Source organism: Kitasatospora cinereorecta (assembly GCF_024172095.1).
Taxonomy (GTDB): Bacteria; Actinomycetota; Actinomycetes; order Streptomycetales; family Streptomycetaceae; genus Kitasatospora; species Kitasatospora cinereorecta.
Genome location: NZ_JAMZDX010000001.1, coordinates 1,273,940 through 1,288,806, shown reverse-complemented (window position 1 = coordinate 1,288,806; position 14,867 = coordinate 1,273,940). Strand labels below are relative to the sequence as shown.

General features: G+C 71.8%; 10 protein-coding genes. 2 read left to right on the top strand and 8 right to left on the bottom strand.

The annotated features are described in order from the left end of the window. The 4 genes from rapZ to uvrA form a co-directional block, all read right to left on the bottom strand. Nucleotides 1-831: an RNase adapter RapZ gene (gene rapZ / locus FHR36_RS05670; RefSeq protein ID WP_253794770.1), complete on the bottom strand. Its 831-nt coding sequence runs from the start codon at nucleotides 829-831 to the stop codon at nucleotides 1-3. A 107-nt stretch (nucleotides 832-938) separates the two neighbouring features. After that, the gene (gene uvrC / locus FHR36_RS05665; RefSeq protein WP_253794266.1) at nucleotides 939-2,969 is read right to left on the bottom strand and encodes an excinuclease ABC subunit UvrC; all 2,031 of its coding nucleotides are present in this window, start codon (nucleotides 2,967-2,969) and stop codon (nucleotides 939-941) included. A gap of 204 nt (nucleotides 2,970-3,173) precedes the next feature. Continuing rightward, entirely contained in the window at nucleotides 3,174-3,662 is a 489-nt protein-coding gene (locus tag FHR36_RS05660) for a Rieske (2Fe-2S) protein (protein ID WP_253794265.1), read from the bottom strand. 247 nt (nucleotides 3,663-3,909) lie between these two features. Beyond that, a complete protein-coding gene (uvrA, locus tag FHR36_RS05655; protein WP_253794263.1) occupies nucleotides 3,910-6,792 on the bottom strand; it encodes an excinuclease ABC subunit UvrA in 2,883 nt (960 codons plus the stop codon). A gap of 210 nt (nucleotides 6,793-7,002) precedes the next feature. Between uvrA and FHR36_RS05650 the strand changes: the two genes are divergently transcribed. Both FHR36_RS05650 and FHR36_RS05645 read left to right on the top strand, forming a co-directional pair. Beyond that, on the top strand, nucleotides 7,003-7,776 hold the full coding sequence (locus FHR36_RS05650; RefSeq protein ID WP_253794261.1) for a maleylpyruvate isomerase family mycothiol-dependent enzyme: 774 nt from the start codon (nucleotides 7,003-7,005) through the stop codon (nucleotides 7,774-7,776). Nucleotides 7,777-7,830: 54 nt separating this feature from the next. Then, nucleotides 7,831-8,484 (top strand): MBL fold metallo-hydrolase, encoded by a 654-nt coding sequence (locus FHR36_RS05645; protein WP_253794258.1) that lies wholly within the window; start codon nucleotides 7,831-7,833, stop codon nucleotides 8,482-8,484. Nucleotides 8,485-8,551: 67 nt separating this feature from the next. Here the strand turns inward: FHR36_RS05645 and FHR36_RS05640 are convergent, their stop codons facing one another. The 4 genes from FHR36_RS05640 to uvrB form a co-directional block, all read right to left on the bottom strand. Beyond that, a complete protein-coding gene (locus FHR36_RS05640) occupies nucleotides 8,552-9,547 on the bottom strand; it encodes a TerC family protein (RefSeq protein WP_253794256.1) in 996 nt (331 codons plus the stop codon). Nucleotides 9,548-9,765: 218 nt separating this feature from the next. Continuing rightward, nucleotides 9,766-11,775 carry a TerD family protein gene (locus tag FHR36_RS05635; RefSeq protein WP_253794254.1) on the bottom strand — a complete coding sequence of 670 codons (2,010 nt, stop codon included), beginning with the start codon at nucleotides 11,773-11,775 and terminating at the stop codon, nucleotides 9,766-9,768. Nucleotides 11,776-12,051: 276 nt separating this feature from the next. Beyond that, the gene (locus FHR36_RS05630) at nucleotides 12,052-12,639 is read right to left on the bottom strand and encodes a TerD family protein (RefSeq protein WP_253794253.1); all 588 of its coding nucleotides are present in this window, start codon (nucleotides 12,637-12,639) and stop codon (nucleotides 12,052-12,054) included. 115 nt (nucleotides 12,640-12,754) lie between these two features. Further along, nucleotides 12,755-14,848 (bottom strand): excinuclease ABC subunit UvrB, encoded by a 2,094-nt coding sequence (gene uvrB / locus FHR36_RS05625; RefSeq protein WP_253794251.1) that lies wholly within the window; start codon nucleotides 14,846-14,848, stop codon nucleotides 12,755-12,757. Nucleotides 14,849-14,867 lie beyond the last annotated feature (19 nt).

Genomic DNA, 14,867 nt, shown 5'->3' with positions numbered 1-14,867 from the left:
TCACTCCCTGCCCATGTCGCGGTGGACCAGCACCGTTTCCACGCCGTCCGCGATCAGACGCTTCGTCAGCCGCTCCGACATGGCCACGCTCCGGTGCTTGCCACCGGTGCAGCCTACGGCAAGAGTCATGTAGCGCTTACCCTCCCGGCGGTAACCCTCCGTGACGATGCGCAGCAGCTCCGTGTAGCCGTCCAGGAACTCCTGGGCGCCCGGCTGTTGGAACACGTACTCTGCCACGTCCGCGTCGGTTCCGGTACGGGCCCGCAGCTCCGGCACCCAGTGCGGGTTGGGCAGGAAGCGGCAGTCGACCACCAGGTCGGCGTCGACCGGCAGGCCGTACTTGAAGCCGAAGGACATCACGGTGGCCCGCAGCTCCGGCTCGTCGTTGCCGCTGAACTGGGTGTCGAACTTGGCGCGCAGCTGGTGCACGTTGAGGTTGGAGGTGTCGATCACCAGGTCGGCCTCGCCGCGCAGCTCGCGCAGCAGGTCGCGCTCGCGCTCGATGCCGTCGACGATCCGGCCGTCGGCCTGCAGCGGGTGCGGGCGGCGGACGTTCTCGAAGCGGCGCACCAGGGCCTCGTCGGAGGACTCCAGGAAGACCACCCGGAGCCGGACGCCGCGCTTCTCCAGCTCGTCCAGCGAGGTCAGCAGGTCGTCGAAGAAGGTGCGGCCGCGGACGTCGACCACCACGCCGATCCGCGGCACCGCGCCCTGGGAGCGGGCGCCGAGGTCGACCATGGTCGGGATCAGGGCGGGCGGCAGGTTGTCGACGACGAACCAGCCCAGGTCCTCCAGGCACTTGGCGGCGGTGGAGCGGCCGGCTCCGGACATGCCGGAGATGATCACCAGCTCGGGGGCGGTCTCTCCCCCGTTGGACGTGTTCACTTCGATTCCCCGCTTCTCGGTGGTGCTGTCGCGGCGACGGGCGGCTTCGGCCGTCATGGCGTCTCCTGGGGCGCGTCGGGCCCACTGGTCTCGGTACGGTCGGGCTCGGCGCTGTCATCGATGATCTCGCCGGTGGCGGTGTTCACCGCGAGTGCGGCAGGTGTACGGGAGGCCAAGGCTGCGGCAACAGTCTCCGCGGTGCGGCGACCGATGCCGGGGACCTCGCACAGCTCGTCCACCGTGGCCGCGCGCAGCTTCTTCAGTGAGCCGAAGTGCTTGAGCAGGGCCTGGCGGCGAGTCTCTCCAAGGCCGGGGACGGAGTCCAGCTCCCCCGCCGTGAGCCGCTTGGAGCGCTTGGTGCGCTGGTAGGCGATGGCGAACCGGTGCGCCTCGTCGCGGACCCGCTGCAGCAGGTACAGGCCCTCGCTGGTGCGCGGCAGCACCACCGGGTCGTCCTGGCCGGGCAGCCAGACCTCCTCCAGGCGCTTGGCCAGGCCGCACAGCGCGACGTCGTCGATGCCCAGTTCGTCCAGTGCCCGCCGGGCGGCGGCGACCTGCGGCCGGCCGCCGTCGACCACCAGCAGCTGCGGCGGGTAGGCGAAGCGCTTCGGGCGGCCGTCCTCGGTGCGGGGCCCCTCGGCGGCGTCCGTCTGCGGGTCGTCCTCCTCCGGGACGGCCCACTCGCCGGTCTGCTCGCGCTCCTGGAGGTAGCGGCGGAAGCGCCGGCCGACCACCTCGTGCATCGAGCGGACGTCGTCCTGCCCGGCGAACCCCTTGATCTGGAACCGGCGGTACTCGCTCTTGCGGGCCAGGCCGTCCTCGAAGACCACCATCGAGGCGACCACGTCCTCGCCCTGGAGGTGCGAGATGTCGAAGCACTCGATCCGCAGCGGCACCGAGTCCAGCTCCAGTGCGTCGGCGATCTCCTGGAGGGCACGGCTGCGGGTGGTGAGGTCGGAGGCGCGCTTGGTCTTGTGCAGGGCCAGCGCCTGCAGGGCGTTGCGCTGGACGGTCTCCATCAGGTCCTTCTTGTCGCCGCGCTGCGGCACCCGCAGGTCGACCTGGGCGCCGCGCAGCCCGCTCAGCCACTCGCGCACCGCGTCGTCCGGGACGGCCGGCACCAGCACCTCGCGCGGCACCGGCTCGGTGCCCGCGCCGTACAGCTGCTGCAGCGCGTGCTCGACCAGGGCGACGGTGTCCACGTCCTCGACCTTGTCGGTGACCCAGCCGCGCTGGCCGCGCACCCGGCCGCCGCGGACGTGGAAGATCTGCACCGCGGCCTCGAGTTCGTCCTCGGCGAGGGCCAGCAGGTCGGCGTCGGTGCCGTCGGCCAGCACCACCGCGTTCTTCTCCATCGCGCGCTTCAGCGCCCCGATGTCGTCGCGCAGCCGGGCCGCCTTCTCGTACTCCAGCTCCTCCGCGGCCTCCTGCATCTGCTGTTCCAGACGGCGCAGGTAGTTGCCGGTGCGGCCGGCCATGAAGTCGCAGAACTCCTCGGCCAGGTCGCGGTGCTCGGCCGCGGTCACCTTGCCGACGCACGGCGCCGCGCACTTGCCGATGTAGCCGAGCAGGCACGGCCGGCCCACCTGCTGGGCGCGCTTGAACACGCCGTTGGAGCAGGTGCGCACCGGGAAGACCCGCAGCAGCAGGTCGACCGTCTCGCGGATCGCCCACGCGTGCCCGTACGGGCCGAAGTAGCGCACGCCCTTCCTGTGCGCGCCGCGCATCACCTGGACCCGCGGGAACTCCTCGTTCAGGGTGACCGCGAGCTCCGGGTAGCTCTTGTCGTCCCGGTACTTGACGTTGAAGCGCGGGTCGAACTCCTTGATCCAGGAGTACTCCAGCTGCAGCGCCTCGACCTCGGTGCCGACCACCGTCCACTCCACCGACGCCGCGGTGGTGACCATGGTCGCGGTGCGCGGGTGCAGGCCGGCGATGTCCTGGAAGTAGGAGGAGAGCCGGGGCCGCAGGCTCTTCGCCTTGCCGACGTAGATGACCCGCCCGTGGGCGTCGCGGAACTTGTACACCCCGGGCGAGACCGGAATCGCCCCGGGTGCCGGACGGTAGGTGGACGGATCAGCCATGACTCCTACCGTACCGATTGCCGGTGACGGTCCGTGCCCGGTTCCGGCCTCCGGACGATCAACGGCCGCGGCGGGGCCGTCCGGCGGGACCATCGGGGCAGGAGCCGATGCACTGGCGTCCGCCGTCGCCCGGGCCGATCATCGGGGGCGGCGGGGCCGCGGGCCTCCTGCCCGGCACGGGGGTGCGGGCAGGAGGCCGGGCGGTCACACCTTGGTGACCTGCAGCTTTCCGTCCTGCACCGCGACCTGGTACTCCGGCAGCGGCGACGGCGCCGGGCCGCCCTTCACCGAGCCGTCCGCGATCGCGAACTTGCTGCCGTGGCACGGGCAGCTGATCTGACCCGCCGTCACCTGGTCGACGATGCAGCCCGCGTGGGTGCACTTGGCGCTGAACGCCTTGAACTCCCCCGCCGCCGGCTGGGTCACCACGATCTTCTGGTCCCGGTACACCTTGCCGCCGCCCACCGGCACGTCGGTCGCCGCCCCGAGCACCACCGCACCCGCGGCGGCGCTGCCGGCGTTGCCGGAGCTGCCCGCGTTACCGGAGGTGCCGGCGGAGTTGGCGGAGTTGTTCGAGGACGAGGACGACCCCGACGACGAACAGCCGGTGACGGCCACCGCGGAACCGCCGGCCAGCACGGCGGCGGCACAGCAGAGCACGGTACGACGGGAGGTGGCGGGGCTCTCGGACAAGGCGGGCTCCTGCGGGTCGGCGAACGCGGTCCGAGGAGTCTAATTCCACCGGAGGGCGTGGAACGGCGGGGCCGACCCCGGGATCGGCAAAGCTTGCGGGCCCGGCCGGGCACGCCCGAGGGGCGCGGGGAACCGCGCGGTCAGCCGCCGCTCTCCGTGAGCGGACGGCCGGTCGCGCAGGTTCCCCGCGCCCCTCGGTGTGCGCTGCGTTCGCACGCAGGTCGCGCCGGGTTGGTGCAGGTTCGCGTCACTTGCGCTTGCGCGAGGCCTTCACCGGCGTGGCGTCCAGGGCGCCGCCCAGGATGTCGCGGAGGAACTTGCCGGTGTGGCTGGCGGTCGACGCCGCGACCTCCTCCGGCGTGCCCTCGACCGTCACGCTGCCGCCGCCGCTGCCGCCCTCGGGCCCCATGTCGACGATCCAGTCGGCGGTCTTGATCACATCGAGGTTGTGCTCGATGACGATCACCGTGTTGCCCTTCTCGACCAACCCCTCCAGGACCTTGATCAGCTTGCTGATGTCCTCGAAGTGCAGGCCGGTGGTGGGCTCGTCGAGCACGTAGACGGTGCGCCCGGTGGAGCGCTTCTGCAGCTCCGCGGAGAGCTTGACGCGCTGCGCCTCGCCGCCGGACAGCGTGGTCGCCGGCTGCCCCAGCCGCACGTACCCGAGCCCGACCTCCTTGAGCGTCCGCAGGTGGCGGGCGATGGCGGGGACGGCCTCGAAGAAGTCGAGCCCCTCCTCGATCGGCATGTCCAGCACCTCGGCGATGGACTTGCCCTTGTAGTGGACCTCCAGCGTCTCCCGGTTGTACCGGGCGCCGTGGCAGACCTCGCACGGCACGTAGACGTCCGGCAGGAAGTTCATCTCGATCTTGATGGTGCCGTCACCGGAGCAGTTCTCGCACCGGCCGCCCTTGACGTTGAAGGAGAACCGGCCGGGCAGGTAGCCGCGGACCTTGGCCTCCTGAGTCTCCGCGAAGAGCTTGCGGACGTGGTCGAAGACGCCGGTGTACGTCGCCGGGTTGGACCGCGGGGTGCGGCCGATCGGCGACTGGTCGACGTGGACCACCTTGTCGACCAGGTCGGTGCCGGTGATCCGGGTGTGCCGGCCGGGGACGCTGCGGGCGCCGTTCAGCTCGCGGGCCAGGTGCGTGTAGAGGATGTCGTTGACCAGCGTCGACTTGCCGGAGCCCGAGACGCCGGTGACCGCCGTGAAGGTGCCGAGCGGGAAGGCGACCGTGACGTCCTTGAGGTTGTGCTCGCGGGCGCCGTGCACGGTGATCTGGCGCTTCTTGTCGCGCGGGCGGCGCGCGGCCGGGATCGGAATGGAGCGCTTGCCCGACAGGTATTGCCCGGTCAGCGACTTCTCGTTGGCCAGCAGCTCCTTCAGCGCGCCGGAGTGGACCACCTTGCCGCCGTGCTCGCCGGCGCCGGGGCCGATGTCGACCACCCAGTCCGCGGTCTTGATGGTGTCCTCGTCGTGCTCGACGACGATCAGGGTGTTGCCGATGTCGCGGAGCCGCACCAGGGTCTCGATCAGCCGGTGGTTGTCACGCTGGTGCAGGCCGATGGAGGGCTCGTCCAGCACGTACAGCACGCCGACCAGGCCGGAGCCGATCTGGGTGGCCAGCCGGATGCGCTGGGCCTCGCCGCCGGAGAGGGTACCGGCCGCGCGGTCGAGCGAGAGGTAGTCCAGGCCGACGTCGACCAGGAAGCGCAGGCGCTCGTTGACCTCCTTGAGCACCCGCTCGGCGATCTGCTTGTCGCGGGCGGTCAGCTTCATCGCGCCGAGGAAGTCGGCGCAGTCGCTGATCGACATCCCGGCCACGTCGGCGATCGACCGGTCCTGGATGGTCACCGCGAGCACCACCGGCTTGAGCCGGGTCCCGGAGCAGGTCGGGCAGGGCACCTCGCGCATGTAGCCCTCGAAGCGCTCCCGGCTGGAGTCGCTCTCCGACTCCGAGTGCCGCCGGGTGACGAACGGGACGGCGCCCTCGAAGGCCGTGGTGTACGAGCGGTCGCGGCCGTACCGGTTGCGGTAGCGCACCTCGACCTGGGTCTTGTGGCCGTACAGCAGCGCCTTGCGGGCCCGGGCGGGCAGCCCGGCCCACGGGAGGTCGGTGCGGAAGCCGAGCTCGCCGGCCAGCGCGTCGACCAGCCGCTGGAAGTACTCCTTGGTGTGGCCCTGGGACCACGGGTGGATGGCGCCCTCGTCGAGCGACTTCTCCTCGTCCGGGACGATCAGCTCGGGGTCGACCTCCATCCGGTTGCCCAGGCCCGAGCAGTCGGGGCAGGCGCCGAACGGTGAGTTGAAGGAGAAGGAGCGCGGCTCCAGCTCCTCGAAGGAGACGTCGTCGTACGGGCAGTAGAGGTGCTCCGAGTACATCCGCTCGCGCTCGGGGTCGTCCTCCGCGAGGTCGACGAGGTCGAGCACGACCATGCCGCCGGACAGCTTGAGAGCGGTCTCCACCGAGTCGGTCAGCCGGCGCTTGGCGCTGTCCTTGACCGTGAGGCGGTCGATGACCACCTCGATGGTGTGCTTCTCCTGCTTCTTCAGCGTGGGCGGCTCGGTCAGCTGGACCGTCGTGCCGTCGACCCGGGCCCGGGCGTAGCCCTTGGACTGCAGGTCCGCGAAGAGGTCGACGAACTCGCCCTTGCGCTCGCGCACCACCGGGCTGAGCACCTGGAAGCGGGTGCCCTCGGTGAGCTTCAGCACCTGGTCGACGATGGCCTGCGGCGACTGCCGGGCGATCGGGCGGCCGCAGTGCGGGCAGTGCGGCTTGCCGATCCGCGCGAACAGCAGGCGCAGGTAGTCGTACACCTCGGTGATGGTGCCGACAGTCGACCGCGGGTTGCGGCTGGTGGACTTCTGGTCGATCGAGACGGCCGGGGAGAGGCCCTCGATGAAGTCGACGTCCGGCTTGTCCATCTGCCCGAGGAACTGGCGGGCGTAGGAGGAGAGCGACTCGACGTACCGGCGCTGCCCCTCGGCGAAGATCGTGTCGAAGGCCAGCGAGGACTTGCCGGACCCGGAGAGGCCCGTGAAGACGATGAGGGAGTCGCGGGGCAGGTCGAGCGAGACGTTCTTGAGATTGTGCTCGCGAGCACCACGGACGACGAGGCGGTCGGCCACTGCTTCTGGCGCCTTTCTCCGGGCGTGAGGTTGGGAGGTACTTCTTCCAGGATGCGGCAGCCAGCCTATAGCTCAGGCGTTCGAATATCGAGCTTGTCCAGCCGAGTCCACCCGAACGAGTGATGCGGGGCACTGTCGGCGATATAGCGTCAACGACAGCGGACCCGTCCGGGCAACGCCCGGGCCGCTCCCCACAGGAGGCACACGCCCATGACCGACGCCCAGACCGCCGCCCGCAGCGACGCCCAGTCCGCTGCCGCCTGGCTGCGTGCCGTCGTCGAGAGCACCGAGCAACTGCTCGCCGACGTCGCGGAGCTGAAGCCGGAGGCCGTCGCCGAGCCGTCCGCCCTGCCGGGCTGGACCCGCGGCCACGTCCTGGCGCACATCTCCCGCAACGCCGATTCCCTGGTCAACCTTCTGGACAGCGCCCGGACCGGCCGGGACATTCCCCAGTACGCCAGCCCCGAGGCCCGCGACCAGGGCATCGAGGAGGGCGCCGGCCGGCCGCTGGACGAGCAGCTCGCCGACCTGGAGGCGAGCCACCGGCGGTTCATGGACGCCGCCGCGCTGCTGCCGGACGAGGCCTGGAGCGTCCAGCTGAAGCACCGCTCGGGGTACCTCTTCCCCGCGCACGAGCTGCCCTACAAGCGGCTGCTGGAGCTGGAGTACCACCATGTCGACCTGGCCGCCGGGCACACCCCGGCGCACTGGCCGGACACCATGGCCACCTCGCAGTTCACCCGGCTCGCGGCGCAGTTCCGGGCGGTCGAGGGCCTGCCGGGGATGGTGCTGGTCGCCGAGGACGCCGGCCTGCGCGAGCAGCTGGGTGCCGGGGAGCCCGAGCTGACCGTGGAGGGCCCGGTCCGGGCGCTCACCGCCTGGCTGTCCGGCCGGGCCGACGGCGACGGCCTCCAGGTGCACCGGGGCGGCGAGCTGGTGAGCGACGCCAGGACCGCCCTGCCGGAGCTGCCCCCGATGCTGTGATCGCGGGATGATGATCCCGACGGAACCCACCACGCGGCAGCGAGGAGCGGCACGATGACGTACCACGGCTCGGTCAAGGTCGGCGGCCCGCCCGACGTCCGGGAGCTCGCCCATCTGATCATCACCAAGGTCGCGGTCGGCCCGTTCGACAACAACGCCTACCTGCTGCGCTGCCGGGCCACCGACGAGCAGCTGCTGATCGACGCGGCGGCCGAGGCGCCGGTGCTGCTGGAGACGGTCGGCGACCGGCTGGCCACCGTGGTCACCACCCACCGGCACCACGACCACTGGGCCGCCCTGGCCGAGGTGGTCGCCGCCACCGGCGCCCGCGCCGCGGCCGGCCGGATCGACGCCGAGGGCATCGACGTGCCGACCGACCTGCTGCTGGACGACGGCGACACCGTCCGGGTCGGCTCGGTCGAGCTCACCGTGCGGCACCTGGTCGGGCACACCCCGGGCGCGATCGTGCTGGTCTACGACGACCCGCAGGGCCACCCGCACGTGTTCACCGGCGACTGCCTCTTCCCCGGCGGCGTCGGCAACACCTGGAAGGACCCGAAGGCGTTCGCCAGCCTGTTCCGGGACGTCAACGAGAAGATCTTCGACGTCCTGCCCGACGAGGCCTGGGTCTACCCGGGCCACGGCAACGACACCACCCTCGGCGCGGAGCGCCCGCACCTCGACGAGTGGCGCGAACGCGGCTGGTGACCGGCCGCGCGAACGACGGAAGGGCCGCCCGCGGGCGGCCCTTCCGTGCGTCGGGGATCAGCGGGGATCAGGCGTCGATCTTCGCCGGCTCCGACTCCGGCGCGGCCCCGGCGTCGCGCTCCGCCCGGCGGGAGGCGAGCAGGCTGGTGACGGTGGTGACGGCCAGCACCACCACGATGAAGCCCAGCGAGAACGGGATGCCGATCTCCGGCACGTGCACGCCGGTCTCGTGCAGCGCGTGCAGCACCAGCTTCACACCGATGAAGCCGAGGATCACCGACAGGCCGTACGACAGGTGGACCAGCTTCTTCAGCAGGCCGCCGATCAGGAAGTACAGCTGGCGCAGGCCCATCAGGGCGAAGGCGTTGGCGGTGAAGACGATGTACGGGTCCTGGGTCAGGCCGAAGATCGCCGGGATGGAGTCGAGCGCGAACAGCACGTCGGTGGTGCCGATCGCCAGCATCACCACCAGCATCGGGGTCATCAGCCGGCGGCCGTTCTCCCGGATGAAGAGCTTGGTGCCGTGGTAGCGGTCGGTGGACGGGAAGCGCCGCTCGATCGACTTGAGCAGAAGGTTCTCCTCGAACTCCTCGTCCTCCTCGCCGGCCCGGGCCTCCTTGATCAGCTTCCAGGCGGTCCAGATCAGGAAGGCGCCGAAGATGAAGAACACCCCGGAGAACGTGGTGACCAGGGCGGCGCCACCGGCGATGAACACCGCACGCAGCACCAGCGCGATGATCACACCGACCATCAGCACACGCTGCTGGTAGATCCGCGGCACCGCGAACTTGCTCATGATCAGGATGAAGACGAAGAGATTGTCGACGCTCAACGACTTCTCGGTGACGTAACCGGCGAAGAACTCGCCGGCCGGGCGCGATCCGCCGTACCACCACAGGAAACCGCCGAACACGGCGGCGAGGGCGACCCAGACGGCCGTCCAGATTCCGGCCTCCTTGAGGGAGACCTCGTGCGGCTTTCGGCCGCCGATGAAGAAGTCGGCCACGATCAGGGCGATCAGCACACCGATCGTGCCGATCCACAGGCCAAGGGAAACGTCCACTGCTGCTCCTCCGGCAATAGGCGAGATGGACTTCGTCACTGCCGGAGGTCTCTTCCACCCGCCGCGATGTCCGGCGGGCCAGCGCCCCGGGAGGCCCGGATGAAAGGGCGTCCGTGATGACGGGATCACTGTCGGGGAATACTCCCCTCCGTTCCCACCGAGGCTAACAGATCCACCAAGAGAAGGTAAAGAAGGTAAAGAGCGGGGTGGGGGGCGGCTCAGCGGCGGTGCCGGGCGATCGCCTCCAGGAGGGCGGGGAGCGCCGGGTCGCCGGGCCGCGGGACGGCCGGCGAGAAGGTCCACAGGTGCTCCACCCACGGGTCGGCGAGGTACGCCTGCTCCACCGGGGCCAGCCGGGTCAGCCCGCGCCAGAACGGGTCCAGCAGCGGACCGTACTCGCGCGACTCGGCCCGGTCCGCCACCAGCAGCAGGTGGACGCCGACCGCCGGGCCCTCGTCCGCGAGGTAGCGCAGCCGGGCCACCGTCCGGTCGTCGAAGCCGTACGGGAAGTCGTGCACCAGCAGCAGGCGGTCGGCCGGGTCGACGTGCGGCGGCAGCGTGTCCGGGGCGCCGGCGCGCCGCGCCATCTGCACCAGGTCCACCCGCTCGACCAGCGACTCCAGCAGCGCCGCGACCTCCGCCCGGGAGGTGGCCGGCGGCCCGGCCAGCAGACCGGCCCGGGCGAACGGCGCCCAGGCGTCACCGGAGCCACCCGGGCCGCCGGCGCCCGGCGCGACGGCGTGCAGCAGCAGCCCGCCCGGCGGGTGGCACGCCAGCAGCCGGGCGGCGACGGCGGTCGCAACCCCGGTGCCGAAGGCCTTGCGGTCGGCCGAACCCAGCGGCGCGCTGCCGGGACCGGCGGACTCCGGACCGCTGCCGGTGTCCACCCACAGGCCGCGGTGCAGCGGGAAGCGGGTCAGCATCGGCACCCTGATGTCGGGGTTCTCGGGGAGGTGGAGGTCGCCCAGCCGCAGCGCGAACGGCCGCTCCGCGACGGGCTGCCACGCCGTCCAGGCGGCGCTCCCCCAGGCCGCCATGGCGGCGGGCATCGCCCGCTCGACCACCTGCAGTTCCTCGCGCAACTGCTCGGCGTCCCGGTCCAGCACCGCGCGGGCGCGGCCCTCCAACTCGTCGCGGCGGGTGCGCGCCTGCAGGCGGCCCAGCTCCGCGTCCGGGCCGAAGCGCATCCGCGGGTCGGCGAGCAGCGCCTCGATCTCCTGGTCCTGCCGGTGGTCGGCGTACTCGACGGCCGAGCGGTACGCGGCTGCGGAGCGGGCGGCGTCCTCGAAGATGCCCCAGACCTGGTTGTAGAGCCGCTCGTCCATGGTCGCTCCGGCGGCGTCGCCGGCGATCGGCGGCGGCACTGAGGACGGCGCGGACGTCGGGGACGTCGGCGAGGTCGCGGAGGTCGGGGAGCTCGGCGACGGCGGGACGGGCGGTGCGAAGACCGGACCGGACGGGCCGGCGGCCGGGGGCGGCGGGGACGGGCGGCCGGGGTGGGTGGTGTCGACCGGGCCGCGGGCCGCCGACGGCGGCACCTCCGGCGCTGGGGTGGTGGCGGCCGGCCCCGACGGCCCGCGGCGCGGGTGGACGGTGTTGATCGGGCTCCCGGCGGCCCCGGTGGGCGCCACCACCCCCGCGCCGTCGCTGCCGCCGTCGGCCCGCTGCCCGCCGTCGGCCGAGCGCCGGGACGTGGGCAGCTCGGCGCTCACCTCGGGCGTGAGCGCCGCGGCGAGGGCGGACGGGTCGGGGCAGCCGTGGTCGGCGAGCAGTGCGGTGGCCCCGCCCGCGTAGCCCTGGCCGACCGCGCGGACCTTCCAGCCGCCGGCCCGCCGGTACAACTCCACGGCGACCAGGGCGCTCTCGTCGGCGAGGCCGGTGAGCGTGAAGGAGGCGATCCCGCCGTCGGGGCCGGCGACCGCGGCCACCGGCGCGGGCAGGTCGCGGAAGGTGCGGCCGGTCGGCAGGAGCAGGGCGAGCTGGAGCCGGTGGACGTCGGCGGCCAGCGCGCCGAGGTCGACGGCGACCTCGCCGTCCGCCGCCAGCCGGACGCCGGGCAGCTCCGGGCTGCCGGCGTGCACGAGCCGGCCCTCGCCGTCGGCGAGGCGGCCGGATTCGTCGGTGAGCAGGACGGCAGTGGCCGCCGGGTGCGCGGACGAGAGCCGGACGGTGATCCGGGTGCCCGGCAGCGGGTGGTTCTGCCCTCGCACCAGTTCGGCGGCGGCCATCGCGGTCTCCCCTCCCCCGGCCGACCGGCGTCCGGGGCGTTCCGAGCCCGGGCCGACTCGCCGCCCGGGGCCTTTCCGTCCCGGGCGGCCTACGTGCCCGGGCTGCTGCGCCCCGGCCGGCCGGCAGGCCCGCGCTCCCGCGCGCGCCCGAGCCGGCTCAGGACCGAGGTGGTGGGAACCCCGGCCCGTGAACGGGCCCGGGGTAGGACGAGTCCCCCGGACGGCTGGGCGTCCGGGGGATCCGAGTGGTCGTCCGGGGCGTGCCCGGCGGCCGGGTCAGAGGAAGGGCTCGATGTCCGGCAGCATGTCCTGGAAGGTGCGGGCGGTGGCGCGGGCCGGGGTGCCGATGGCGGTCATCGCCCAGCGGCCCGAGCCGTCGCGGGCGACCTTGGCCATGATCTGGCCGGTGTGCGCGCCGCCGCCGGTGAGCTCGTAGCGGGCCAGCTCCTGGCCGTTGGTCTCGTCGACCAGGCGGCAGTGCGCGTTCTCGACCTCCTGGAAGGTCTGGCCGGTGTAGGAGCTGACGGTGAAGATGATCTGGGTGATGTGGACCGGCACCCGGGCCAGGTCGACCACGATCGACTCGTCGTCACCGCCCGCGCCGACGCCGCCGACCAGGTTGTCGCCGGTGTGCCGGACGGAGCCGTCGTTGCTCACCAGGTGCTGGAAGAAGACCACGTCGGTGGGCGTGCGCTCGGCGTAGAGCAGCGCCGACGCGTCGAGGTCGATCTCGCGGGTGCGGCGGCCGAAGAGGCCGCGCCGGGGGGCGGCCTTCCAGCCGAGCCCCATCCGGACGACGCTCAGCGACTCGCCGGTGGACTTCTGCAGGCTGACGCTCTGGCCCTTCGCCAGGTTCACCGACACGGTGCGGTCCTCTCTTGCCGGAACTGTCTCCGGTGCTCTCCGGTGCTGGCCCGGATCACCTTGATGGCGGCACGGCGGCCCCCCGGGCCCCTACCCTAGGCCCTTCGGGCCCGGGTCAGGCCATCCCTGCCTCACGCATCTGCCGGAGCTCCTTCTTCAGTTCCTTGACCTCGTCCCGGAGTCGGGCCGCGACCTCGAACTGCAGCTCTGCGGCGGCGGCGTGCATCCGGTCCGTCATGTCCTGGATGAGCTGGGCGAGTTCGGCGGCGGGCAGGCTCTTGGCGGGCTTGCGGTCGGCGCCGAGCGCGGGCACCGGGGCGGTCTTGCCCTTGCCCTGACCGCGGTAGTTGCTGGCGAGCAGCTGCTCGGTGTCGACGTCCTCGCGGCTGAGGGTGTCCAGGATGTCGCCGATCTTCTTGCGCAGCGGCTGCGGGTCGATGCCGTTGGCCTCGTTGTACGCCTGCTGCACGGCCCGGCGCCGGTTGGTCTCGTCGATGGCGAGCTCCATCGCCGGGGTGATCTTGTCGGCGTACATGTGCACCTGGCCCGAGACGTTGCGGGCGGCGCGGCCGATGGTCTGGATCAGCGAGGTGCCGGAGCGCAGGAAGCCCTCCTTGTCGGCGTCCAGGATGGCCACCAGGGAGACCTCGGGGAGGTCGAGGCCCTCGCGGAGCAGGTTGATGCCGACCAGCACGTCGTACTCGCCGGCCCGCAGCTCGCGCAGCAGCTCGACCCGGCGCAGGGTGTCGATGTCGCTGTGCAGGTAGCGGACGCGGATGTCGAGGCCGATCAGGTAGTCGGTGAGGTCCTCGGACATCTTCTTGGTCAGCGTGGTGACCAGGACGCGCTCGTCCTTCTCGACCCGCTTGCGGATCTCGTGCACCAGGTCGTCGATCTGGCCCTCGGTCGGCTTGACGACGACCTCGGGGTCGATCAGGCCGGTCGGGCGGATGATCTGCTGGACGGTGCCGTCGGAGCGGGACAGCTCGTACTTGCCGGGGGTGGCCGAGAGGTAGACCGTCTGCCCGACGCGCTCCAGGAACTCCTCCCACTTCAGCGGGCGGTTGTCCATCGCGGAGGGGAGCCTGAAGCCGTGCTCGACCAGGGTCCGCTTGCGGGAGGCGTCGCCCTCGTACATGGCGCCGATCTGCGGCACGGTGACGTGCGACTCGTCGATGACCAGCAGGAAGTCGTCGGGGAAGTAGTCGAGCAGGGTGTTCGGCGGGGAGCCGGGCTCGCGGCCGTCGAAGTGCATCGAGTAGTTCTCGACGCCGGAGCAGGTGCCGATCTGGCGGAGCATCTCGAGGTCGTAGGTGGTGCGCATGCGCAGCCGCTGGGCCTCCAGCAGCTTGCCCTGCTTCTCCATCCGGGCGAGCGTCTGCTCCAGCTCCTTCTCGATGTCGTTGACCGCGCGCTCCATGCGCTCGGGGCCGGCGACGTAGTGGGAGGCGGGGAAGACGTAGACCGAGTCGTCCTGGCTGATGATCTCGCCGGTGAGCGGGTGCAGGGTGTAGAGCGCCTCGATCTCGTCGCCGAACATCTCGATCCGGACGGCGAGTTCCTCGTACACCGGGAAGATCTCGACGGTGTCGCCGCGGACCCGGAAGGTGCCGCGGGTGAAGGCGAGGTCGTTGCGGGTGTACTGGATGTCGACGAAGCGGCGCAGCAGCTGGTCCCGGTCGATCTCCTCGCCGACCTTGAGCGGGACCATCCGGTCCACGTACTCCTGCGGGGTGCCGAGGCCGTAGATGCAGGAGACCGAGGCGACCACGATCACGTCCCGCCGGGTGAGCAGCGAGTTGGTCGCGGAGTGGCGCAGCCGCTCGACCTCCTCGTTGATCGAGGAGTCCTTCTCGATGTAGGTGTCGGTCTGCGGGACGTACGCCTCGGGCTGGTAGTAGTCGTAGTACGAGACGAAGTACTCGACCGCGTTGTTCGGCAGCAGCTCGCGGAACTCGTTGGCGAGCTGGGCGGCCAGGGTCTTGTTCGGCGCCATCACCAGGGTGGGCCGCTGGAGCTTCTCGATCATCCACGCCGTGGTCGCCGACTTGCCGGTACCGGTGGCACCCAGCAGGACGACGTCCTTCTCGCCCGCGCGGATGCGGCGGTCCAGCTCGGCGATGGCCGCCGGCTGGTCGCCGTTGGGCTGGTAGGGGCTGACGACCTCGAAGGGCGCCACGGACCGCTCAATGCTCGTGATGGGTCGCACGTGTCCACCGTACGACCCA

Bases quoted from the DNA above. Each gene is read 5' to 3' on its own strand.
- FHR36_RS05650 (WP_253794261.1), top strand. From the start codon at position 7,003: ATGACCGACGCCCAGACCGCCGCCCGCAGCGACGCCCAGTCCGCTGCC.
- rapZ (WP_253794770.1), bottom strand. From the start codon at position 831: ATGTCCGGAGCCGGCCGCTCCACCGCCGCCAAGTGCCTGGAGGACCTG.
- uvrC (WP_253794266.1), bottom strand. From the start codon at position 2,969: ATGGCTGATCCGTCCACCTACCGTCCGGCACCCGGGGCGATTCCGGTC.
- FHR36_RS05635 (WP_253794254.1), bottom strand. From the start codon at position 11,775: ATGGCCGCCGCCGAACTGGTGCGAGGGCAGAACCACCCGCTGCCGGGC.
- FHR36_RS05645 (WP_253794258.1), top strand. From the start codon at position 7,831: ATGACGTACCACGGCTCGGTCAAGGTCGGCGGCCCGCCCGACGTCCGG.